This window comes from Fulvimarina thalattae (assembly GCF_040239565.1).
GTDB lineage: Bacteria > Pseudomonadota > Alphaproteobacteria > Rhizobiales > Rhizobiaceae > Fulvimarina.
Genome location: NZ_JBEHWS010000001.1, coordinates 66443 through 87334 on the forward strand (window position 1 = coordinate 66443; position 20892 = coordinate 87334).

The window sequence follows — 20892 nt, forward strand, 5'->3', positions numbered from 1 at the left end:
TCAAGTCGCCTCGAAAGCGCGGGCGGATGCCGATGATACCCTTGGGCACAGGATGATTTTTTTTATGAAACTTGGCGCAATCCATATTCATCCGGTGAAGGGTGGGCGGGCGATCAGCCTTCAGGCGGTGGAACTGAGCCGCGAGGGACTCTCGGGTGACCGCCGCTGGATGCTGGTCGATGCCGATGGCCGCTTTCAGACCCAGCGGGAAATGCCGGCGCTCGCGCGGCTCGATGCGGAGCCCACAGAGGACGGGGTGATCCTGACCTACGGTGATGAAGGAGAGCGTTTCGTGCCGTTTCCCGATGGTTCGGAGAGGATCGAAGCGCGCCTGTGGCGAGATCAGCTCGATGTGGCGCTTGCCGGCGAGGAGACGAATGTCGCCATCTCGCGCTGGTTCGGAAAGGATGTGCGGCTGGTCTATCAGGACCGGCTCGAGCGGGTGGCGGACCCGGATTTCGCCCCCGCCGAAAGCCCGGTCTCGCTCGCCGACGGCTATCCGCTGCTGATCGCCACCACGGACTCGCTGCGCGACCTCAACGCCCGCCTGGTCTACGATGGCCACGAACCGGTGTCGATGAGCCGGTTTCGGCCCAATCTCGTCATCGACGACAGTGGGCCTTGGCGCGAAGACGAATGGAAGGCGATCCGCATCGGCAGTGTCACCCTTGACCTCGTCAAGCCGTGCGCGCGTTGCAAGGTGACGACGGTGGAACAGCTCGACGGCGTCGTGACCGGCGAGCAGCCGCTCGAAATTCTGCGCGAGACGCGATTTTCCGCCAACCGAAAGGTGCCCGGGGTGCTCTTTGGCTGGAACGCGGTGCCGCGCGGGGCAGGGCGGTTCGACGTGGGCGATCACGTGGAGGTGCTGGAGCGGCGAGACGAGGATGTCGTGCGCGGCTGAGCGTGGTGCGAGCGGCTAGTGCCCTCGACGGCTGGTTTCCTAACATCGAGAGCGCGAGCATGAAGAACCCGTATTATTCCGGCCCGGTCAGCGATCATTTCGACGGGACCTGTTTCTTCAACCCCGGCCAGCCTTCCGCCGAGCGATCTTTCGCCGATATCCTGCGTTGGCGTTTCAAGGAAACGCGGGCCAAATGGCCGAAGAGCGTTCTCGTCGAGCCGGCACAGCCGGAGGCGCATGTCGCGGGCTGCCGTGCGACCCTCATCGGCCATGCCAGCGTGCTTGTGCAGGTCGATGGTCTCAATGTCCTCACCGATCCGGTGTTCTCGAAACGCGTGAGCCCATTCAGTTTCGCCGGGCCGAAGCGGGTAACGCCGCCCGGTATCCGGTTCGAGAACCTGCCGAAAATCGACGTCGTTCTCCTCTCCCATAACCACTACGACCATTGCGATGTGGCGACGTTGAAACGCCTCGACGACCGGTTTCGGCCGCGTGTGATCACCGCCCTCGGCAATGACCGGCTTTTGCGCGAGGCCGTGCCCGGGATCGATGTCACGGCCGGGGACTGGGGTGATGTGATCGATATCGGCAAAGGGCAAACGGTGGCGCTGACGCGGGCCAACCACTGGTCTTCACGGGGCCTGCGCGACCGCCGCATGGCGCTGTGGTGCGGTTTCGTCCTGAAGACGGAGGCGGCACAGGTCTATTTCGCCGGAGACTCCGGTTATGGCGATGGCGCGATCTTTCAGGAAATTCGGAAGCTGCACGGCGCGCCGGACCTCGCCCTCATCCCCATCGGCGCCTATGCGCCGCGCTGGTTCATGAAACCGCAGCACATGAACCCGGAGGAGGCGGTCTCGGTCTTCGAGGCTCTCGACGCGAAGCGGGCGCTCGCGATCCATTGGGGCACGTTCCAACTGACCGACGAGGCGCGCTCTGAACCGCGCGACCGGCTGATGAAGACGCTCGATGAACGCGGCATTTCCTGCGAGCGCTTCATCGCGCTGGAGCCCGGCGGTACGCTCGATCTGGGCTCCCATCGAAGCGCGTGAGAATTTCCTACAGCGCGCTCTTGTCCCATGGGCCCGAAAACTCCTAAAGACCCGCTCGAAACGCGGCTCGGATTGCAGGAGGCGAGCGAGCCAGACCCCCTCCCATCGAAGGAATTTCAGCGTGTCCGACATCATCATGCGCACCGGCGAGGCGACCGTTCTCGCAGCCGAGGGTCAGGCGACCGACGCCATGCCCGAAATCGTCATCGGCTCCCTCTCGGGACCCGTCGGCCACGCCTTTGCCGGCATGCTCGGCCAGACCGTCGGCCATACCCGCATGTTCGTGGTGCGTGACCTCAATCAGATGGTCCGCCCTGCGACGATGATGACCACCAAGGCGACAATCCATTCGGAAGCCTATGTCGAGCTTCTCGGCGGCGTCGTGCAGGCAGCGACCGGCGATGCCATCGTCGACTGCGTCATCGAAGGCGTAATCCCGAAGGACATCGTGGACGACATCTGCATGATCGTCACGATCTGGCTCGACCCGCGCTGTGCCGAAGACGAGAACCTCGATAAGGCCGATCTCTACCGGACCAATTACGAGGCGACCAAGCTCGCCATCGCCCGCGCCCTGAAGGCCGAGCCGTCGATCGATACGCTCATCGAGAACCGTAAGACGGTGAAGCACTACGCCCTCGACGGCGTCGTGGACTACTGACCGATGATTTGAGAAATCCCTTAAAAGCAGGGATTTTCAGTACAGTTTGCCGGCTTATTACGCCGGCAAACACTGAATTTCCGCGCCTCTACTAAGCCGGCAAACGGATCAATGCACGCAAGCCGCCCATGCGGCTGTCGGACAGGAGAATATCGCCGCCATGCCCGCGTGCGATGTCGCGGGCAATGGCGAGGCCGAGACCTGTTCCGCCCGCATCGATATTGCGCGCATCGTCGAGCCGCACGAAGGGCTTGAACACCTCTTCGCGCTTGTCCGGCGGAATACCCGGTCCGTTGTCCTCAACCTCCAGCGTCAGCCAACGGCCCTGGTGGTTGGCCTCGACGGCGACCTTGTCGGCATAGCGAAGGGCATTGCCGACGACATTGGTGACCATGCGCTGGAAGGAGTCCGGCCGGACGGTGAGGCGGGGATCGCCGATGATGCGGATCGAGAGCCGCTTGTTCTTCATCTGCGCTTCGCTGCGGAAGCGCTCCAGAATCTCCTCGATATCGACCTCGCCGACATCCTCGTTTGCCTCGTCCTTGGCGAAGGCGAGATAACCTTCCAGCATGCGCTGCATCTCGTCGATATCGGCGTTCAGCTCTGTGGCGTCCTCACCGTCGCCGAGGAAGGAGATCTGCAGGCGAAAGCGCGTGAGGATGGTGCGCAGGTCGTGGCTGACGCCGTTCAGCATCTGGGTGCGCTGTTCGAGCTGCCGCTCGATCCGGTCGCGCATCTGGATGAAGGCGATCGAGGCACGCCGGACTTCCGAGGCGCCGCGTGGCCGGAAATCCGGTGGCAGAGGCTGACCACGCCCGAAGCCTTCGGCGGCCGTCGCGAGGTTCTGGATCGGCCGTATCTGATTGCGCAGGAAGAGGATCGCGATCAGGAGGAGGACCAGCGAGGTGATGACCATCCAGACGATGAAGATATGGGTGTTCGAGGCATAGGCCGAGTTGCGCGGCGCGAAAACGCGCAGGATCTTGTCTTCCAGCTGGATGCGGACCTCGACGATCTTGGAATTGCCGACCGTGTCGATCCAGAACGGGCGTCCGATCTGATCACTGATCTCGCTCGACAGAATGCTGTCGAGAATGTTGAAGAACGGCTTCGGAGCCGGCGGCGGTAGGGCCTCGAGGGGCATGATCGAAGCGTTGAGATCGAGATCCTGCCGGGCGATCCGGGTGGCGATCGCGCCGCCGTCCTCGCCGGGAATGGTCTCGACCATCTCGACGATCGCGGCGATGTCCCGCACCACGGCCTCGGACAGCCGCTCCGTCACCAGCGCCCAGTGCCGCTCCATGAAGACGATGGTGACGACGCATTGCAGGATGACCATCGGCGTGATGATGATGATCAGCGAGCGCGCGTAGAGGCTCTTGGGTGTATAGCGCGCGAAGAAGCGCGGAACCGGCCGAAGCGGGCCGCGCCAGATATCGATGCGCGAGGGAAACGGCACCCGGCGCAACCAGCGCCAGCCCCAGACATCCGGCCAGCGCCGCATCCAGTCGCGCGAGAAGCGTGCGGCCCTGACGAAGGCGTTCGCCGTGCCGTTTCCGCCTTTTCGGATGCGCTCGATGAATGTCATGGGGGTAAACCCCTCAATCGATGTTCAGGCGATAGCCGACGCCGCGCACGGTCTGCAGCCAGAGCGGATTGCCGGGATCGGGTTCGATCTTGCGCCGCAGCCGATTGATCTGCACGTCGATCGTACGCTCGCCGATCTCGTTCTCTTCGCCGAGAAGATCAAGGCGCGGCACGGTTTCGCCGGGCTTGGCTGCAAATTGCGCCATGATATCCTGTTCGCGGTCCGTGAGGCGCACGATCTCGCCGCCGCGCTTCAGTTCGCGGCGCGACAGGTTGAAGGCGAAGGGGCCGAAGCAGACGGTTTCGATGGTCACCGGCGCCTGGCCGGCGCCGCGCTTCAGGATGTTGTTGAGCCTCAAGAGCAGTTCGCGCGGATCGAAGGGCTTGGCGAGATAATCGTCGACGCCGGCTTCAAGGCCCTCAATACGGGAGTCGATCTCCGAGCGAGCGGTGAGCATGAGGATCGGACAATCCCGCGTCTGCCGCAGGGACCGGACGAGATCGAGCCCGTTCTCGCCGGGCATCATCACGTCGACGATCATCAGGTCGAAATCTAGCCCGCTGAGGATACGGCGTGCTTCGGCCGCATCGGACGCCGTGGAGACCCGAAAGCGCTTTTCGGCGAGAAAGCGCGAGAGCAGCGAGCGGATGCGCCTGTCGTCGTCGACGATGAGGATATGCGGTGCGCCATCTTCGAGGGTTTCTCGCTCTGCCAGCGGTGCTTCGCTCATTTGATGGGTCCTTCGTTCCAGACGCGGCTCTCCAGCCAGTTGCGGGCCGGTGGCTCGCTGCCGCCGAGTTGGGCGAGGAAATGGGCCACGGCCCCGACGCCGTCCGGTCCAATCTTCGCGATGGCCGCGTCGAGGCGTTTTGCCTGCTGGCGCGAGAGTTCGAGGGTAAGTTCGCGGCCCTTGGGGGTCGGATAAAGTCGGCGTTGACGGCGGTCTTCCTCGCCGGGAAGCTGGGCGACGAAGCCCTCGTCGATCAGCTGGCGCAGCACCCGCGAGAGGGACTGCTTGGTGATCTTCAGGAGTTCCAGAAGCTCTGCGATGGTGATGCCGGGCGATCGGTTGACGAAATGCAGGATGCGGTGATGCGCCCGGCCGAAGCCGTAAGAGGCGAGGATCGCGTCCGCGTCTGCCGTGAACTGGCGATAGGCAAAGAACATCAGCTCGATAAAGCGGAAATCGACTTCGCCGAGCGTTTCCAGCGGCTCGGCGACGATCGCGTCCGCTTGCTCAAGGTTTGATCCGTTTGCAACAGGATTGTTCATGAAATAGGTCAGCACTATTGACGCATTTTTCGGACCACGTTACACACTTGCGCAGGTGTTGAAAACTGCGCGGTCAGCATGGGCCGCGAGGGTGTCGAGACAATGATGACGGGCCATGTCCGGTCCGCCCAGTCGGGTTCAATCCGAGATAGGGTGCGGCTTAGCATCCGCCATTGGAATGACCGGCGCCCCCATGACAGGGGTCGGTTTCAAGGCCGAATTCGGCGTGAATTTTGACGATTTCATATGCGCCCTTCCATTTCCGGGCGCCGGAGGATCTTAGACCATGAGCAGTGTTCCGTTCGATCAGCGCGACGGCGAAATCTGGATGAACGGCGCCTTCGTGCCGTGGAAGGACGCCAAGGTCCACGTCCTGACTCATGGCCTTCACTATGCAAGCTCGGTGTTCGAAGGCGAGCGGGCCTATGGCGGCGAGGTGTTCAAGCTGCGCGAGCACACCGATCGCCTGATCGAATCGGCCCGTATCCTCGGCTTCAAGCTGCCCTTCAGCGCCGACGAAATCGATGCAGCGACCAACGAGCTTTTGAAACGCCAGGGCTACACGGATGCCTATATTCGCCCGGTCGCCTGGCGCGGCTCGGAGATGATGGGCGTTTCGGCCCAGAAGAACACGATCAACGTCGCCATCGCCTCCTGGATCTGGCCGAGCTATTTCGATCCCGAGCAGCGGATGAAGGGCATTCGGCTCGATCTCGCCGAATATCGCCGGCCTGACCCGATGACGGCGCCCTCGCGCGCGAAGGCCGCCGGCCTCTACATGATCTGCACGATCTCCAAACATGCGGCGGAAGACAAAGGCTATTCCGATGCGATGATGCTCGACTGGCGCGGCCGGGTGGCCGAGGCGACCGGCGCCAATATCTTCTTCGTGAAGGACGGCGTCATCCACACGCCGGACCCGGACTGCTTCCTCAATGGTATCACGCGGCAGACGGTGATCCAGCTGGCCAAGCGCCGTGGTTACGAGGTGATCGAGCGGGCGATCATGCCGGACGAGCTGGATGGCTTTTCCGAATGTTTCATTTGCGGCACGGCCGCCGAGGTGACGCCGGTCTCGGAGATCGCCGACTGGCGCTTCACGCCGGGCGAGATCACACGGCAGCTGATCGAGGATTATACGGCCGAAGTGCAGCCGAAACGCGCGGCGGCCGAATAACATCGCTCGACAGTCGAAAGCAGCCGCTTTCAAATGTTCGCCGGTCGCCGGTCGCCGGTCGCCGGTAGAGGCCTGACTCGTGCCGCCTGGTCATTTGTCCGGGGACGCGATATCGGCGGACGTTGACACGTGAACGGCACTCAGGCGGTACCGGACATGAAAAGGGGCGCTCATGGCGCCCCATCACCGTATGTCTGCCAGAAGCTCGAGCGACGTATGAGCCGATTACTGGGCGTCGATTAGCCCGAAGAATCAACTCATTCGCCCAGCGGTATCAGTCGGCGAGCGCCATCGCCGTTGCTCCACCGGCAGCGTCCGCAGCACGATAGAGAGCGTTGACATCGGTTGGCTGAGAAAACGGGCGCGTACGCCGCGTCTCGGTTTCGGCTGGCACGCCCGGAATGGACGGAGCCGTCGCCGTCCTGCCAGCGATGTGCGTTTCGGGGGCGCGTTCAAGAACGCGGCTGCGAAGAAAAGATAAGGTCATCGCGGTCGTCAACGTCCTGATTTGCAGAAGACGGAAGAGAAACCCCGTTGGTTAACCGATCGTTCCTCTGTCATCAAAAGTTTATCTTCGATTTTCATGCCGAGTCAATTCGCCTTCGCCTTATTTTCGGCGGATTCGATGCAGTTGGCAAAGAAAGTGGTCGTGGCCGGCCAGTCCGAGAAAACACCCCGCACGCCGATATCGCTTGCGAGGACATCGAGAAGCTTCAACATGTCTCCGTCGGTTGTCGTGATGTCGTTGATCGACTGGTAGTACCAGCCGCCGCCTTCCGCGAGGGGACCGGAGCGTTCCAGCGACCACGCAATGATGTCCAGACCGGCCTCTTTGGCGGCTTCGGCATAGGGCGAAGGGACGATCTCGCCGTTCTCGGCGGTGACCAGCATCCAGAGCGGCGGGGCGATGATCCGTACGCCGTCATCGGCGAGTGACTGCATCGACGGCTCGAACGTGTCCGGCTGCATGGGGTCGAAGCCTTCGAGCGTTTCGTCGCGATCGTCGAGGAAGACGGCCTGCTGGCCGAATTCGGGGAATTCCTCGATCCAGAATTTGACGTCCTCGAGATTAAAGGACTGGGGATAGACGTCGCTGGGCGAGACGCCCGCGTCGATGTAGTCCTGGATCATCTGCCGGGCGTAGTCTGCCTGACTATACTCGCCCTCGAACGGCATCTCGACTTCGGGACCCTTCAGCTCAGGCGTGAACTTGCGACCGAGCGACTTGATGAGTTCGATCGAATCGGCATGGGTCATCAGCGTGCCCGGCGAATAGAGCGTGGTGCGCCATTCTGCGAGGCCGCCCTGATAGTCCTCGGCGGTTTCCGCGGCTGGATCGAAGGAATCCATCTTGGCGTTGAGCTTCTGGAATTCGGCGAGGGTCAGATCGGACGTACAGCACTTCGCCTGAGCTTCCTCGCCTTCTCCCGTGCCGGTCGCTGCCGCAAAGGGTGTCGTGCATTTCGCGGCGAGTTCGGGCCGGGTGAGGATATCCGTCGTCGTATGGAGATCGCACTGAGCGTGGCGGCAGACGAGCTCGCGATCCTTCGTGAAGGCGACGTCGCATTCGATGATGCCGGCACCCTGGCGGGCCGCCGCCGTATAGGATTCTCGGCTGTGCTCGGGAAATTGGAGCGGTGCGCCGCGATGGCCGATCGACCAGTCGTTCGCTTCCATCGGCTGACCGAGACAGGCCGAGAGCTTCGTCTTCAGTTCGCTATCTTCGAGCTGATCGACGAGGTAGCCGGGTCGCGCTCCGATCTCGGCGGAAGTGGGCGCCGCGACACCCGTCGGCGTTGCCTGATCCTGGGCAATTGCGGGCTGGAGTAGGGCAAAGCTGGAGAGCGTAGCCGCCAGGGTGAAGGTCGCGCGCATGATGATCCTCCGATGATGCTGTGGAGCCTGCGTTCTGGAGAGCAGATAGAGGAGTTTTGCGACAGCGGAACGACAGGGCGCTCACGCTTGAGCGCGACATGGAGAAAGCGCGCCTGACAGGCTTCTGGCTCCGGACCTCTTGTCGCAACCTTTCCTGCCGCCAGTTTCATGTGCGGTAGCAGACACTTGGCGAAGGGCGGCAAGGGATGGCAACGAGCGATCGCGCGGCAGATAACAACGACCATGTTTCACGTGAAACGCCGGAGGAGGAGGGCGCGACCGGGTCGCTGAAGCTCCTGCCGATGCTGATCGGCCTCGCCGTTTTCGTAGTCCTTCTGATTCTGCCGCCGCCGGATGGGCTCGCAATCGAGGCTTGGCGCGTGGTGGCGGTGGCGAGCCTGATGATCGTCTGGTGGATCACCGAGGCGATCCCCGTGCCGGCGACGGCCCTCGTGCCGCTCGTCCTCTTCCCGCTTACCGGCGCGACCTCAATGGACGATGCCGCCGCGCCCTATGCCGATCCGACGATCTTTCTCTTTATGGGCGGCTTCATGCTGGCCGGCGCCATGGAGCGCTGGAACCTGCATCGGCGGATCGCGCTCAACATCGTTTTCCGGACCGGCTCCCGCCAGCACCACATTGTCGGCGGCTTCATGTTGGCGACGGCCTTTCTATCCATGTGGGTCTCGAACACGGCGACGACGGTGATGATGCTGCCGATTGCTCTCTCGGTCGTGGGGCTGGTGACCGACGAGACGGGGTCGGACACAGAAGCGAAGAAGTTCGCCCTCGCGCTCTTGCTGGGCGTCGCCTATTCCGCCTCGATCGGCGGTGTCGCGACGCTCATCGGCACGCCGCCCAATGCCCTTCTCGCCGGAACGCTCAGCCAGAACTACGGCTACGATCTCGGCTTCGGCCGCTGGATGCTGATCGGTGTCCCCGTCGCAATCCTGATGCTCGGGATTTCTTGGTTTCTGCTCACGCGCTTCGCGATCGGCCTGAAGAAGGACGAGATCGAAGGCGCGCAGGAGGTGATCAAGAAGGAACTGACAGGGCTCGGGTCCATGTCGCGGGCGGAAATGATCGTCGGCGCGGTCTTCGCCGGTGCTGCGGTTCTCTGGATTTTGCGCTCCTGGCTCCAAAATTTCGTGCCGGAGCTCGATGATGCCGCGATTGCCATCGGCGCCTCGCTTCTGCTTTTCATCATACCGACATCCAGCAAGGACGAAGAGGGCACGCGCATCGGCCTCCTCGACTGGAGGACGGCAGCGAAACTGCCTTGGGGCGTCCTGATCCTGTTCGGCGGTGGCCTCAGCCTCGCGGCGGCAGTCACCGGCACCGGTCTCGACGAGTGGATCGGTTCGGCGATCGGCGGTTTCGCCGGGGCTCTGCCGATGATCGTGCTGGTCCTCGTGGTGGCGACGATCATGCTGCTGCTGACCGAGTTCACCTCAAACACGGCGACGGCGGCGACCTTCCTGCCGCTACTCGCCGCGCTTTCGATGGATATCGGCGAGAACCCGCTGATGCTGGCGGTGCCGGCGGCGCTTTCTGCCTCCATGGCCTTCATGATGCCAGTGGCGACGCCGCCGAACGCGCTCGTCTTCTCGTCCGGCCATGTCTCGATCCCGCAGATGGTCCGCTACGGCATCTGGCACAATCTCGCCGCGCTGCTCATCGTCTCGACCGTTGGCTATCTCGTACTGACGACGCTCTTCGGCGTTACGGTCGGCGAGATGCCGGACTGGGCGAGCGGGGGAAGCGCGAATTGAACCGGTGGGTCGATCAAAGGATGGAGCTCGTCAGCCGACGATCCTCGCATTGCGGCACAGGACGTCGCTGACCTTTACGTCGATCTCCCCAAGGCCGATCCCTGCGACCTTGAGGATATCCCCCAGGAGCGCGTCGAGGGGCGTTGCGGCAAACGCAAGCGCATCATGAATGGAAGCGGTCAGCGATCCGGTGGAAAGCCCCAGCAAGCCGACCCGTGCCGTAAGTTCGGTTTCGCGAAAAAGGCTCGACATGGGGCTTGAGATAAACGCCGTGGTTTCGACCGTCTTTGTCTTTCCACTGGCGATATCGGCGCCTGTAAAGGTGACGAGGATGGGCTCGACATTTTCGACGGCGAGATTGCCGCGGGCTTCGACCGTGGCGATGATCGCCTCCACTATCGGAGTATATGCGAGGCGATCGTTCATCGCGATCTCTTGGAGGGGTTTCGTCCATCGCCCGAGGGAGAACCGGGCCAGTCCCGGCGTTACGGCGATGGTCACCGATTGATTGTTCGGGTCAGACGAACAGTTGATGGCGGCGATTTCAGCACGGCCACCGGCGAGGATCGCTTCGATCGGAATGTCGAGACCGATGCCCAGACCGTCGAGAGGATTTGTCGTTTCAGTGTGAAAGCGAAGCTTTGCCTGACCGGTTTCGACCCCCTGGCCCAGCGACGCGACGGCAAGCGCCGGGGTCGATTTCATCGCTTCCCCGATGAGAACGTCGATGTCGACGGCGCCGAGCATCGGCAGAACGAGATCGAACGACGCACTGTGGCCGGACGCGGCCTGCCGGACGACCGCGTCGATGACATCGAGTGCGGATAGCCGGGTGTTCAGGATTTCAGCGGCTTTGTTTCGTGAGATCGAGAGGTCGCCGCTGCGAAGATCGATCAGATCGGAGACCCGGAGTCGCGCGTTGAGCGCCAGCGGACTTTGCGCGGCCTTGCGCATCGAGGCCGCCGCCATTGCCCTCCCATCGTCGGCGAGTGCATCTGAAAGGCCCGACAGCAGATCCGACGCAGGCATTTCCGTCTGGATACCGGCCCCGAAATTCTGTGGTCCCGACGCGTCGGCAAGAGTGTTCGGCATGAGATCGCCGAGTGCGACGGTCGCTTGGGCGAGGTTGCTGTAATCGAGGACATCCAGGGAAAGTTTGGCGCCAATCGCCTCGTCGAGTATCGTATTCAGCAAGGTGGGATCGATGCTGGCGAGGCGACTTCCGGCTTGAAACGCGACGAGTGCATCGATCGCGGCGTCAGAGCGCACGGCGAGGTCGGTGCCGTGGATGCCGAGAGCGCGGGCGAGGAAATAGGTGTGCGGCTTGCGCGCTTCGATCCGGACGACGGGCAGGGCGCTGGAAACACCTGGCTGGAAGCGCTCGTCACGCGGCCTTGACGCATCATAAGAACCGAAGACGAGATCGAAGGTGACGTTCTCCTGGGAGGAGGCCGCAAAGACCTTCGCAGCGACGGCCTCTGCATCGTCAGGATGGCGGATCGCCGCGAGCGCGGCCGCGTCGCTGGCTGCCTGGAGCGCGCGCCTCTCCACATAGGCAAGACCGAGATCGGTGGCATAGCTCCCGAAACCGAGGACGACGGGCAGCATGAGGGCGAAAGTGATGGCAATATTCCCGTCTTGGGAACCAGCGCCAAAGAAGCGGGTCGGGGAGATCATGGCAGGAGTACCGTTGCCGAACGCTGAAGGCTGTCGATCCGGCCCAGCGGCTCGGTCACGATGGCGGGAAGCCCGAAGCCGGACACGTCGTAGGCGACATTGACCGTGAGCCAGTGACCGTCTTCCTCTACCTCGTAGGTGAGAAGATCCCGGTTGATCAGCGCGTATTGTTGCGAGGAATTGGCGATGGCCGCATCGACAAGGGCTCGCCGTTCATCGGCATCGAGACCGACCATGGCATAGCGGCTTGCATCGGCGGACATCGCCTGAAGGGAATGGGAGAGGCCGATATAAATGCCGAAAAAGGCAACTGCAAAGAGGATCAAGAGGAAGAGTGGCAGTATGATCGCGAACTCGACGCCTGCAGCACCCTTCGTTGCGCGGGAGAATGAAGCGAGCTGGGACTGTCGCGAGCGCGATAGCGCGAGCAGTAGATACGCGCGCGTCGGCGACCTGTGGAGCGATGCATCTGGAAATTGCAGGGCTGAAGAGGAAAGAGCTTTCACGCCGGACCCTTTTCGTCGTCTAAATGTAAGCCAAGGAAACTATTAGCGCCCTAAAAAATAGTAACTGAGGCTGATCACACCGGCGTGATTTGGTGGGTGAAGATGAATGCTCACGGGTGAGCAAAATTGATGCGTCCAAACGCTGCTCGATCAGGAAAAATAAAGGTTCGTGCCCATCGTAGCGGCCGCTACGGCTGCATAACGTGCGAATTTCCCCGCACCGACGAGAACTGTGAAGGTGAGCAGGCTCACGCGCAAAAAACCAGCGGCGAGTGTGAGCGCGTCGCCGCCGAAGGGCCACCAGGCAAACAGCAGGCTCCAGACACCATAGCGTTTGAAGACCGTTTCCGCCTTTGCGAGGGCAGGCCTGGGAACGGGAAACCATTTCCGGTCGGCATAGCGCGCGAAATAGCGGCCCATCGCCCAATTGACGATCGAGCCCATGGTATTGCCCGTGCCCGCGACGAGGACGGCGACCACCGGATTGATCTCTGTCTCCACGAGTGCGGCGATGAGAACGACCTCCGATGCGCCGGGCAGAATGGTAGCCGCGAGAAAGGCGCTCCAGAAGAGTCCGGAAACAATGGCGAACGCTGTCATGGACGAGGAATAGCCGGGCTGTCGCTGAGGTGGAAGACGGTGCCCGAGATCTTGGGCTCCGTCGCCGCGCAGGCGTTGCGAAGAACAGGTTCCCTCTTTCGGTCGAATTTATTGGCCGCGGTGATTGAACGCACTGTCCGCAATCACCACATCAGGGAGGAAATACAGACGAACATGCTCTTCGGGCGGACGATGCTTGCCATCGTCGCCGATTTTCGAAAGGAACGGGATCTCCATGACTTCACGCGCCCTGATTCGGCCGGCCTGGACGCCAGCAACGATCGCCCTGATGGTTGGCGGTTTCTTTGTCTTTTGGCCACTTGGCCTGGCCGTTCTTGCCTATATTCTCTGGGGCGATCGCCTCGACGCCTTCAAGCGCGACGTCAATACATCGACCGATCGCTTCTTCGGCGGTCTGAAGCGCGCAGGCTTCGATGCTTCGTCCTTCGGTGCACCGCGCACCGGTAATGTAGCCTTCGACGACTGGCGCGACGCCGAGCTGAAGCGTCTCGACGAGGAGCGCCGCAAGCTGCACGAGGCTTCGGCCGAATTTGAGGCCTATGCTCGCGAACTGCGCCGGGCGAAGGATCAGGAAGAGTTCGATCGCTTCATGAAGGACCGCCGCTCGCGCGAGACCCGCAGCGATGATGGCCCTGTGGTCGACGGCCATCCGGCTTGATCCTCACGATGTCGCCCCGCCCGGTCTCATCCGGATGTGGAGCAACTCGATAATGAAGGCGGTGCCCTCGCGGTGCCGCCTTTTCTTTTGGCCTCTGCAGCATCAGGCGATCTCAATTGGGGACGGAGCGCCGGCCCGGATACTGCCGCCATGGGAGCGACTCGATTGCCGTGTTATCTTCGGATGACCGGACGAATCATTCGCGACTTCAGACCCATGCCGCTCAAACTCCGCAGTCTCTATCGGCGTGCCGAAGCCTCGCCCGTGCCTGATTTCGTCGAGGCCGGCGGGCGGCAAGTGCCGCTCACGGTGCGCGAAAACGCCCGCGCCAAGCGGCTGATCCTGCGGATTGCACCCGATGGCGGTGCGGTGGTCACCGTCCCGCCGCGCACGCGCAAGAAGACCTTGTCGGATTTCATAACGCGCCACCGTGACTGGATCGCCGAGCGGGCAGGCGGCTCGGTCGCTCCGGTGTTCGTTGCCGATGGAGGGTCGATTCCGCTGCGCGGCGACACGGTGAGGCTGGTCCATAGCGGCGGCCGGCGGGTGTCGCGGCTTGATGCCGAACTGGGTGAACTCAGTATCGGCGGTATGCCGGAACATTTCGGCCGGCGGGTGAAGGATTTCCTGCGCAAGGAAGCGAAGGCCGATCTGATGGCAGCGGTCGACACTCATTCCGCCCGCGTCGGTCTCTCACCGAAGGCGGTGGCGCTCAAGGATACGGTGAGCCGCTGGGGATCCTGCACCTCGGATCGCCGGCTTTCGTTTTCCTGGCGCATCGTCATGGCGCCGCCCTACGTCCTCGACTATCTCGCCGCGCACGAGGTGGCGCATTTCAAGGAAATGAACCACTCGGCGGCCTTCTGGGCGGTTTGCCGCGATCTCTGTCCGAGGATGGACGAGGGCCGGGCCTGGCTGAAGGCGAACGGCGCCTCGCTGCATCGTATCCGCTTCGAGTGATCGCGCGCGTCACCGTTTCACGTGAAACGCGGGCGGATCAGCTTCCCGAATAATCCCGCTCGCCGAAGATCGCCGAACCGACACGCACACTCGTCGCGCCGAACTGGATGGCGGTCTCGTAATCGCCGCTCATGCCCATTGAGAGCTTCTCGACGCCGGCATCGCCCGCGAGTTTGGCGAGAAGCGCGAAGTGCGGACCGGGGTTTTCATCGACCGGGGGGATGCACATGAGGCCCTCGATCGTCAGGCCATGCTCGGAGCGACACCGCTCAACGAATGCAACGGCTTCTTTCGGCAGGATACCCGCCTTCTGTTCCTCTTCGCCCGTGTTGACCTGGACGTAGAGACGCGGGGTCCGTCCCTGCTTCTTGATTTCCTTGGCGATCTCGCGGGCGATCTTTTCCCGGTCGACGCTTTCGATCACATCGAAAAGGGCGACGGCATCGCCGGTCTTGTTCGACTGGAGCGGGCCGACGAGGCGCAGTTCGATGTCCGTGAAGCGCTCGCGCAGAGGCGGCCATTTCGCCTGGCTTTCCTGCACCTTGTTCTCGCCGAAGATGCGCTGCCCGGCTTCGAGAACCGGGACGATCTCGTCCTCGCCTTTGGTCTTCGAAATCGCGACCAGGGCGACGCTGTCCGGCTCTCGCCCGGCATCGGTCACGGCCTTCGCGATTGCGGCAGTCACGGTTTGATATTGGTCGGCGGTGGACACGAAACTCCTCGCAGAAGCTTTTAAGATGGGCCTCTCTTATCGCACGGGTGGTGGCAATCTCCAGCCCCGATGCGTCTGAAGAAGGCTCTTTAGCAAACGCAGCGAAAGCTGCGTTTGCTAAAGAGTTATCCCCATGCGTGCTTCTGCCTTTAAAATTTGGCGGTGCAACACAAACCCGTGAGAGGTAGCGGCTCTGTTAAACTCATCGTTCGTTCATACATTGTCAGTACAGGTTTCTCGTGATAATCGGTTCGGCGCTGATAGCGCTTGAAGCCGAACGCCTTGGCACTGAGCATGACCGGATGGTCATGAAGGATATGGTTATGTCTGCCGCAAAAAAAGATGAAACATTCACGGCTCGTATCGCGCCGGCTGATCTCGAACTGATCCGCCGGGCCGCCGCCGTTTGCGGAAAGAGCCTTTCCAATTTCGTGATGGAGTCAGCCATGTATAGCGCCCAGAAGTCTTTGATGGATCAGCGTTTCATGCATCTCGATGCGAAGCTGTTCGATTCCGTATCCGAAACCCTGTCCCAGCCTGCGAAGACCCATCCGGCACTGGTCGATCTGTTTGCGGAAGAGAATGCGTGGGCGACTTCAAACGACTAGGGCTCTACGCGCCTGAACCTTTGAACGAAGCGCACGATCCGGCCGGCTTTTCAAGCGGGAAGCCGGTCATGGATTCATGGCTCACCGAGCTCGCCTTCCATAATCAGGCCAACAACTTTTCTCGCACCTTCGTCATCTGCGATGAGGACAGGAAAGTTCGGGCTTTCTATGCCTTGTGTGCGGGGATGATCCTGCGAAAGGAGGCGCCGAAGAAGGTCGCGCCTCACGGGTCTCCGTCTGAAATTCCGGTTGCCTTGCTCGCCCGTCTCGCCGTTGCGCAGGATTTGCAGGGCAAAGGCATTGGCAAAGCACTTCTTTCGAACGCGCTTCGCAATGCTGCTTCGGCCTCACAGGCCGTGGCATTTCGGGCTGTCGTGGTCGATGCCATCGATGAGGAAGCATCGGCATTCTACAGGCGCTTCGGCTTTGCCTCGACGAAGATCAGCCCGATGAAACTGATCCTGCCGACCCAAGATATCGTCGCATCTCTCAACGCGGCCATGGCACGTTGATCGAGAGTGGCGGCGGCACATTGCGGTATCAGGTTGAATTCGCCATCGCGAAAAGGATAAGTCAGCGCTGACTTATTCCAAAAGGCCGGTCGACACGGCCCAAAGATCGCGACGCTTCATGACCACCGAACGATATAATCCGCGCGCCGTCGAACCTCGCTGGCGGGCAGCCTGGGACGAGGCCGGTCTCTACGAGACGAAGACCGATGCGCCGGGTGAAAAATACTATGTGCTCGAGATGTTTCCCTATCCTTCGGGGCGCATCCATATGGGCCATGTGCGCAATTACACGATGGGCGACGTCGTGGCGCGCTACAAGCGGGCGCAAGGGTTCAACGTGATCCATCCGATGGGCTGGGACGCCTTCGGAATGCCGGCGGAAAACGCGGCGATGCAGAACAAGGTGCATCCGGCGAAGTGGACCTACGAAAACATCGCGTCCATGCGCACCCAGCTGAAGTCGATGGGGCTTTCGCTCGACTGGTCCCGGGAATTCGCGACCTGCGACGTCGAATATTACCACCGCCAGCAGATGCTGTTCCTCGATTTCCTCGATGCAGGGCTCGCCTATCGCAAGAAGTCGAAGGTGAACTGGGACCCGGTCGACATGACCGTGCTCGCCAATGAGCAGGTGGAGGACGGCCGCGGCTGGCGCTCCGGCGCACTCGTCGAGCAGCGCGAACTCACCCAGTGGTTCTTCAAGATCACCGATTTCGCCGAGGACCTGCTTCAGGCGCTCGACCATCTGCCGAACTGGCCGGAAAAGGTCCGGCTGATGCAGAAGAACTGGATCGGCAAGTCGGAGGGCCTGATGGTCCGCTGGCCGCTGGCCGAAGACGGCAAGCCCGAAGGCTTCGACGAGCTGACGGTGTTCACGACCCGTCCCGATACCCTGTTCGGTGCCTCCTTCCTGGCGGTCGCAGCGGATCATCCGCTGGCGCTGAAGCTTGCCGAAAGCGATCCGAAGCTTGCCGAATTCGCGGCCGAATGCCGGCGTTCGGGCACGAGCGCCGAGGCATTGGAGACGGCGGAGAAGAAGGGTTACCGGACTGGCGTCGAAGCGGTGCATCCCTTCGATCCAAACTGGAAACTGCCGGTCTATGTGGCGAATTTCGTGCTGATGGACTACGGCACTGGCGCGATCTTCGGCTGCCCGGCCCACGACCAGCGCGACCTCGATTTCGCGCGGAAATACGAGCTACCGGTGAAGCCCGTCGTGCTGCCGCCGAAGGAAGATCCGACGGTCTTCACGATCTATTCCGAAGCCTATGACGGCGATGGCGTTCTCTTCAATTCCGAGTTTCTCGACGGCAAGACGCCGGAGGAGGGCTTCGAGGATATCGCGAACCGGCTGGAAGGGACTGACTTAGCCGGCAAACCACAGGCCGAGCGGAAGATCAATTTCCGTCTGCGCGACTGGGGCATTTCCCGCCAACGCTATTGGGGTTGCCCGATCCCGGTCATTCATTGCGAAGCCTGCGGCGTCGTGCCGGAGAAACGCGAGAACCTGCCCGTCGAACTGCCCGAGGACATCGATTTCGAAAAGCCGGGCAATCCGCTCGACCGGCATCCGACCTGGCGCAAGACCTCCTGCCCGCAATGCGGCGGCGAGGCACTGCGCGAGACGGACACGATGGACACATTCGTCGATTCGTCCTGGTACTTCGCCCGCTTCACCGCCCCGCGCGCCGAGACGCCGACCGTGCCGGACGTTGCGAACGCCTGGTTGCCGGTCGACCAATATATCGGCGGCATCGAGCATGCGATCCTGCATCTCCTCTATTCGCGCTTCTTCGTGCGCGCCATGAAGACGACCGGGCATGTCGATCTCGACGAGCCGTTCAAGGGCCTCTTCACGCAGGGTATGGTCGTTCACGAGACCTATAAGGACGGCCGCGAATGGGTCTCGCCCGCCGATGTGAATATCGTCGAAGAGGACGGCAAGCGCGTCGCGACGCGTATTTCGACTGGGGCCGAGATCGCCATCGGCGGCATCGAGAAGATGTCGAAGTCGAAGAAGAACGTGGTGGACCCCGAGGATATCATCGGCCGGTTCGGTGCCGACACCGCGCGCTGGTTCGTGCTGTCGGACTCGCCGCCCGATCGCGACGTGATCTGGACCGAGGCCGGCGCTGAAGGGTCCTTCCGCTTCGTTCAGCGCTTGTGGCGTCTTGTCAGCGAAGCCGCACCTAATGTCGCCGATGCCGGTGCGGTGAGCGATCCCGAAGCGCAGCCAGGGCTCGACATCCGCAAAGCCGCGCATCGCGCCGCGCATGGCGTCGAGTCCGATATCGAGCGGCTCGGTTTCAACAAGGCGGTCGCGCGTATCCACGAAGTCGTCAACGTTCTGGCCGGCCCGCTCTCCAAGCTGGGCGAAGCTGATGCCGATACGAAGGCGGCTGCAGCATCGGCGCTCGATATGCTCGTGCGGCTGATCGCGCCGATGATGCCGCATCTGGCGCAGGAGTGCTGGACACTGCTCGGGCACGACGATTTCGTCTCGGCGCAGAGCTGGCCTGTGATCGAGCCGGAGCTGTTGCGCGACGACAGCGTCACACTTCCCTTGCAAATCAACGGAAAGAAGCGTGGCGACTTGACCGTCCCCGCCGAGGCCAGCAAAGCTGACATCGAACAGGCAGCGCTTGCCGCCGAGGTCGTGCAGCAGGCGCTGAACGGCGGGGAGCCCAAGCGGCTGGTCGTGGTGCCGGGGAGAATCGTGAATGTGGTCGTCTGATCGTTTCAAGCGCTGCGGCGTGGCGCTTGCCGTCGTCGCGGGCCTCGGTGCGCTCTCCGCCTGCACGGCACGCCCGCTCTATGCTGACGCGTCCGCTGCTGACGGTGTTTCTGCCGCGCGCCTTGCAAGCCTGAGAGGCCGGATTGCGATCCAGGAGTCGAACACCCGTACTGCGCAGATCGTGCGAAACGAACTTCTCTCGCGCCTCAATGCGGGTGCGCGCGTCGCCGAGCCGGTTTACGTGGTTCAGCTGGACGCGACCGGCGTGGAGCGGGGTATCTCGATCGAGACCGGCGGCGTTCCGCGTTCGGCGATCTACGATCTGACAGTGACCTACAGCGTGGTTCGTCTCTCCGACAACCAGACGATCGGCGGCGGCCAGCGCAAGGTCATTACGCCCTACGATCGCACGGCTCAGCTCTATCAGGCCCAGCGCGCGCTGCTCGACGCCCGCCAGCAGGCCGGCAAGGAAGCCGCCGCGCAGCTCGAGGTCGCGATCGCGACGCTCCTTCAGCAGGAAGGCTACTGATTTCGGTCCGCCTAGTCGCGGCGTGAGAGGTTCGTCATGGCCCAGAAGAAAGCCGGCGAGGTCGATGCCTTTCTGTCGCGGCCGGACTTTTCCTATCCGGTCATCCTCCTCTACGGGCCCGATCCGGGTCTCGTTTCGGAGCGGGCGAGCACGATAGCCGGCCATTCGGGCGTCGATCCGAGCGATCCCTTCGCGAGTGTCAGCCTCTCGGCCGACGAGCTTGAAAAGGATATAGGCCGGCTCTACGATGAGGCGCTGACCGTCTCGCTCTTCGGCGGCACACGGCTGATCCGTGTGCGCGGTGCGGGCACCGGCAAGGCGCTGTCGGAAGCCGTCACGACGCTTTCTGAAAAGAAGCTGGAAGGTGCGATCCTCATCGTCGAAGCGGGCGAGCTGAAGAAGAACGCCGCGCTGCGCCTCGGTGTGGAGCGGGCGAAATTCGCCATCGCCCTACCGTGCTATCAGGACGAAGGGCGGGCGCTCGACCGGATGATCGACGAAGAGTTCGCCCGGGCGGGTCTCCAGATCGATCGCGAGGGACGCGAGGAGCTGAAGAGCCGGCTTGGCGCGAACCGCATGGCTTCGCGCGGCGAGGTGGAGAAGCTGTGCGTCTATGCCTATGGCACGGAGCGGGTGACGGCCGAGGATGTCGCGGCGATCGTCGGCGATGTTTCGGCCGATGCCGTGGACGAGGCAATCGATGCGACGATCAGCGGGGCGGTGAAGAAGCTGCCGGCGCTGATCGAGCGGCTGACCGATGCAGGTACGCCGATCTTCCAGCTCCAGCAGAGCCTGCTCCGCACCATTCAGCAGCTGACGGCGATGCGCGAGATCGTGGAGCGCCAGGGCGAGCCGGTGGGCCGCGTGGTCGAGCGTCGGCGCCCGCATTTCAAGCGGAAACCAGCGCTCGAGACGGCGCTTGCCGCCTGGCCGCTGGAGGCGCTTGCCCGGACGGCGCGCCGCATCGAGGCGGATATTCTGAGAAGCCGCAAGGAAAACCAGATGGCGCTGACGATCACGCGCCAGATGATGCTCTCGATTGCCGTAGAAGCGGCGATGAACCGCCGGCGATAA

At 62.4% G+C, this 20892-nt stretch carries 20 protein-coding genes; 12 read left to right on the forward strand and 8 right to left on the reverse strand.

What is annotated here, in order from left to right:
- Nucleotides 1-64 precede the first annotated feature (64 nt).
- The 3 genes from ABRA89_RS00320 to fae all read left to right on the forward strand — a co-directional run bounded on the left by ABRA89_RS00320 (nucleotide 65) and on the right by fae (nucleotide 2617).
- Nucleotides 65-904: an MOSC domain-containing protein gene (locus ABRA89_RS00320; protein WP_349939456.1), complete on the forward strand. Its 840-nt coding sequence runs from the start codon at nucleotides 65-67 to the stop codon at nucleotides 902-904.
- Between the two features lie 59 nt (nucleotides 905-963).
- Entirely contained in the window at nucleotides 964-1956 is a 993-nt protein-coding gene (locus tag ABRA89_RS00325; protein ID WP_349939457.1) for an MBL fold metallo-hydrolase, read from the forward strand.
- A 121-nt stretch (nucleotides 1957-2077) separates the two neighbouring features.
- The gene (gene fae, locus ABRA89_RS00330) at nucleotides 2078-2617 is read left to right on the forward strand and encodes a formaldehyde-activating enzyme (RefSeq protein WP_349939458.1); all 540 of its coding nucleotides are present in this window, start codon (nucleotides 2078-2080) and stop codon (nucleotides 2615-2617) included.
- 91 nt (nucleotides 2618-2708) lie between these two features.
- On the opposite strand, the gene ABRA89_RS00335 is transcribed toward fae, so the two are convergent.
- From ABRA89_RS00335 to ABRA89_RS00345, 3 genes are read right to left on the reverse strand one after another with little or no spacing between them, the layout of a single operon-like run.
- Entirely contained in the window at nucleotides 2709-4205 is a 1497-nt protein-coding gene (locus ABRA89_RS00335; protein WP_349939459.1) for an ATP-binding protein, read from the reverse strand.
- Nucleotides 4206-4218: 13 nt separating this feature from the next.
- Nucleotides 4219-4935: a response regulator transcription factor gene (locus tag ABRA89_RS00340; RefSeq protein WP_349939460.1), complete on the reverse strand. Its 717-nt coding sequence runs from the start codon at nucleotides 4933-4935 to the stop codon at nucleotides 4219-4221.
- Nucleotides 4932-5492, reverse strand: a complete 561-nt coding sequence (locus ABRA89_RS00345) for a MarR family winged helix-turn-helix transcriptional regulator (protein WP_349939461.1) — start codon at nucleotides 5490-5492, stop codon at nucleotides 4932-4934. Before ABRA89_RS00345 ends, ABRA89_RS00340 begins: the two co-directional genes overlap by 4 nt.
- A 271-nt stretch (nucleotides 5493-5763) precedes the next feature.
- Here ABRA89_RS00345 and ABRA89_RS00350 point away from each other — a divergent pair, with 271 nt between their 5' ends.
- Nucleotides 5764-6654: a branched-chain amino acid aminotransferase gene (locus tag ABRA89_RS00350; protein WP_349939462.1), complete on the forward strand. Its 891-nt coding sequence runs from the start codon at nucleotides 5764-5766 to the stop codon at nucleotides 6652-6654.
- Nucleotides 6655-7245: 591 nt separating this feature from the next.
- Here the strand turns inward: ABRA89_RS00350 and ABRA89_RS00355 are convergent.
- Entirely contained in the window at nucleotides 7246-8529 is a 1284-nt protein-coding gene (locus tag ABRA89_RS00355) for a glycerophosphodiester phosphodiesterase family protein (RefSeq protein ID WP_349939463.1), read from the reverse strand.
- A gap of 206 nt (nucleotides 8530-8735) precedes the next feature.
- Here ABRA89_RS00355 and ABRA89_RS00360 point away from each other — a divergent pair, with 206 nt between their 5' ends.
- Nucleotides 8736-10301: an SLC13 family permease gene (locus ABRA89_RS00360; RefSeq protein ID WP_349939464.1), complete on the forward strand. Its 1566-nt coding sequence runs from the start codon at nucleotides 8736-8738 to the stop codon at nucleotides 10299-10301.
- Between the two features lie 30 nt (nucleotides 10302-10331).
- Here the strand turns inward: ABRA89_RS00360 and ABRA89_RS00365 are convergent, their stop codons facing one another.
- The 3 genes from ABRA89_RS00365 to ABRA89_RS00375 form a co-directional block, all read right to left on the reverse strand.
- Nucleotides 10332-11978: a pilus assembly protein TadG-related protein gene (locus ABRA89_RS00365; protein ID WP_349939465.1), complete on the reverse strand. Its 1647-nt coding sequence runs from the start codon at nucleotides 11976-11978 to the stop codon at nucleotides 10332-10334.
- Entirely contained in the window at nucleotides 11975-12484 is a 510-nt protein-coding gene (locus ABRA89_RS00370; protein ID WP_349939466.1) for a TadE/TadG family type IV pilus assembly protein, read from the reverse strand. The genes ABRA89_RS00365 and ABRA89_RS00370 overlap by 4 nt, the downstream gene beginning before the upstream one ends.
- A 150-nt stretch (nucleotides 12485-12634) precedes the next feature.
- Nucleotides 12635-13084: a YqaA family protein gene (locus ABRA89_RS00375; RefSeq protein WP_349939467.1), complete on the reverse strand. Its 450-nt coding sequence runs from the start codon at nucleotides 13082-13084 to the stop codon at nucleotides 12635-12637.
- A 235-nt stretch (nucleotides 13085-13319) separates the two neighbouring features.
- Here ABRA89_RS00375 and ABRA89_RS00380 point away from each other — a divergent pair, with 235 nt between their 5' ends.
- Both ABRA89_RS00380 and ABRA89_RS00385 read left to right on the forward strand, forming a co-directional pair.
- Nucleotides 13320-13763: a DUF2852 domain-containing protein gene (locus tag ABRA89_RS00380; RefSeq protein WP_349939468.1), complete on the forward strand. Its 444-nt coding sequence runs from the start codon at nucleotides 13320-13322 to the stop codon at nucleotides 13761-13763.
- A gap of 216 nt (nucleotides 13764-13979) precedes the next feature.
- Nucleotides 13980-14723, forward strand: a complete 744-nt coding sequence (locus tag ABRA89_RS00385; RefSeq protein WP_349939469.1) for a M48 family metallopeptidase — start codon at nucleotides 13980-13982, stop codon at nucleotides 14721-14723.
- A gap of 37 nt (nucleotides 14724-14760) precedes the next feature.
- On the opposite strand, the gene ABRA89_RS00390 is transcribed toward ABRA89_RS00385, so the two are convergent.
- On the reverse strand, nucleotides 14761-15435 hold the full coding sequence (locus ABRA89_RS00390) for a YggS family pyridoxal phosphate-dependent enzyme (RefSeq protein WP_349939470.1): 675 nt from the start codon (nucleotides 15433-15435) through the stop codon (nucleotides 14761-14763).
- 302 nt (nucleotides 15436-15737) lie between these two features.
- On the opposite strand from ABRA89_RS00390, the gene ABRA89_RS00395 reads away from it, so the two are divergent.
- The 5 genes from ABRA89_RS00395 (at nucleotide 15738) to holA (ending at nucleotide 20892) form a co-directional block, all read left to right on the forward strand.
- A complete protein-coding gene (locus ABRA89_RS00395; RefSeq protein WP_349939471.1) occupies nucleotides 15738-16043 on the forward strand; it encodes a type II toxin-antitoxin system TacA family antitoxin in 306 nt (101 codons plus the stop codon).
- Nucleotides 16044-16111: 68 nt separating this feature from the next.
- Nucleotides 16112-16555: a GNAT family N-acetyltransferase gene (locus tag ABRA89_RS00400; protein ID WP_349939472.1), complete on the forward strand. Its 444-nt coding sequence runs from the start codon at nucleotides 16112-16114 to the stop codon at nucleotides 16553-16555.
- 118 nt (nucleotides 16556-16673) lie between these two features.
- Nucleotides 16674-19289, forward strand: coding sequence for a leucine--tRNA ligase (gene leuS / locus ABRA89_RS00405; protein ID WP_349939473.1), 2616 nt, complete (start codon nucleotides 16674-16676; stop codon nucleotides 19287-19289).
- Complete coding sequence (locus ABRA89_RS00410; RefSeq protein ID WP_349939474.1) at nucleotides 19276-19818, forward strand: hypothetical protein; 543 nt, start codon at nucleotides 19276-19278, stop codon at nucleotides 19816-19818. Before leuS ends, ABRA89_RS00410 begins: the two co-directional genes overlap by 14 nt.
- A gap of 36 nt (nucleotides 19819-19854) precedes the next feature.
- On the forward strand, nucleotides 19855-20892 hold the full coding sequence (holA, locus tag ABRA89_RS00415; protein WP_349939475.1) for a DNA polymerase III subunit delta: 1038 nt from the start codon (nucleotides 19855-19857) through the stop codon (nucleotides 20890-20892).

Excerpts from the sequence above, each read along its gene's own strand:
- ABRA89_RS00320 (WP_349939456.1), top strand. The coding sequence starts at position 65 with ATGAAACTTGGCGCAATCCATATTCATCCGGTGAAGGGTGGGCGGGCG.
- ABRA89_RS00325 (WP_349939457.1), top strand. The coding sequence starts at position 964 with ATGAAGAACCCGTATTATTCCGGCCCGGTCAGCGATCATTTCGACGGG.
- ABRA89_RS00335 (WP_349939459.1), bottom strand. The coding sequence starts at position 4,205 with ATGACATTCATCGAGCGCATCCGAAAAGGCGGAAACGGCACGGCGAAC.
- ABRA89_RS00340 (WP_349939460.1), bottom strand. The coding sequence starts at position 4,935 with ATGAGCGAAGCACCGCTGGCAGAGCGAGAAACCCTCGAAGATGGCGCA.
- ABRA89_RS00350 (WP_349939462.1), top strand. The coding sequence starts at position 5,764 with ATGAGCAGTGTTCCGTTCGATCAGCGCGACGGCGAAATCTGGATGAAC.
- ABRA89_RS00355 (WP_349939463.1), bottom strand. The coding sequence starts at position 8,529 with ATGCGCGCGACCTTCACCCTGGCGGCTACGCTCTCCAGCTTTGCCCTA.
- ABRA89_RS00360 (WP_349939464.1), top strand. The coding sequence starts at position 8,736 with ATGGCAACGAGCGATCGCGCGGCAGATAACAACGACCATGTTTCACGT.
- ABRA89_RS00365 (WP_349939465.1), bottom strand. The coding sequence starts at position 11,978 with ATGATCTCCCCGACCCGCTTCTTTGGCGCTGGTTCCCAAGACGGGAAT.
- ABRA89_RS00375 (WP_349939467.1), bottom strand. The coding sequence starts at position 13,084 with ATGACAGCGTTCGCCATTGTTTCCGGACTCTTCTGGAGCGCCTTTCTC.
- ABRA89_RS00380 (WP_349939468.1), top strand. The coding sequence starts at position 13,320 with ATGACTTCACGCGCCCTGATTCGGCCGGCCTGGACGCCAGCAACGATC.
- ABRA89_RS00385 (WP_349939469.1), top strand. The coding sequence starts at position 13,980 with ATGCCGCTCAAACTCCGCAGTCTCTATCGGCGTGCCGAAGCCTCGCCC.
- ABRA89_RS00395 (WP_349939471.1), top strand. The coding sequence starts at position 15,738 with ATGGTCATGAAGGATATGGTTATGTCTGCCGCAAAAAAAGATGAAACA.
- ABRA89_RS00400 (WP_349939472.1), top strand. The coding sequence starts at position 16,112 with ATGGATTCATGGCTCACCGAGCTCGCCTTCCATAATCAGGCCAACAAC.
- leuS (WP_349939473.1), top strand. The coding sequence starts at position 16,674 with ATGACCACCGAACGATATAATCCGCGCGCCGTCGAACCTCGCTGGCGG.
- ABRA89_RS00410 (WP_349939474.1), top strand. The coding sequence starts at position 19,276 with ATGTGGTCGTCTGATCGTTTCAAGCGCTGCGGCGTGGCGCTTGCCGTC.
- holA (WP_349939475.1), top strand. The coding sequence starts at position 19,855 with ATGGCCCAGAAGAAAGCCGGCGAGGTCGATGCCTTTCTGTCGCGGCCG.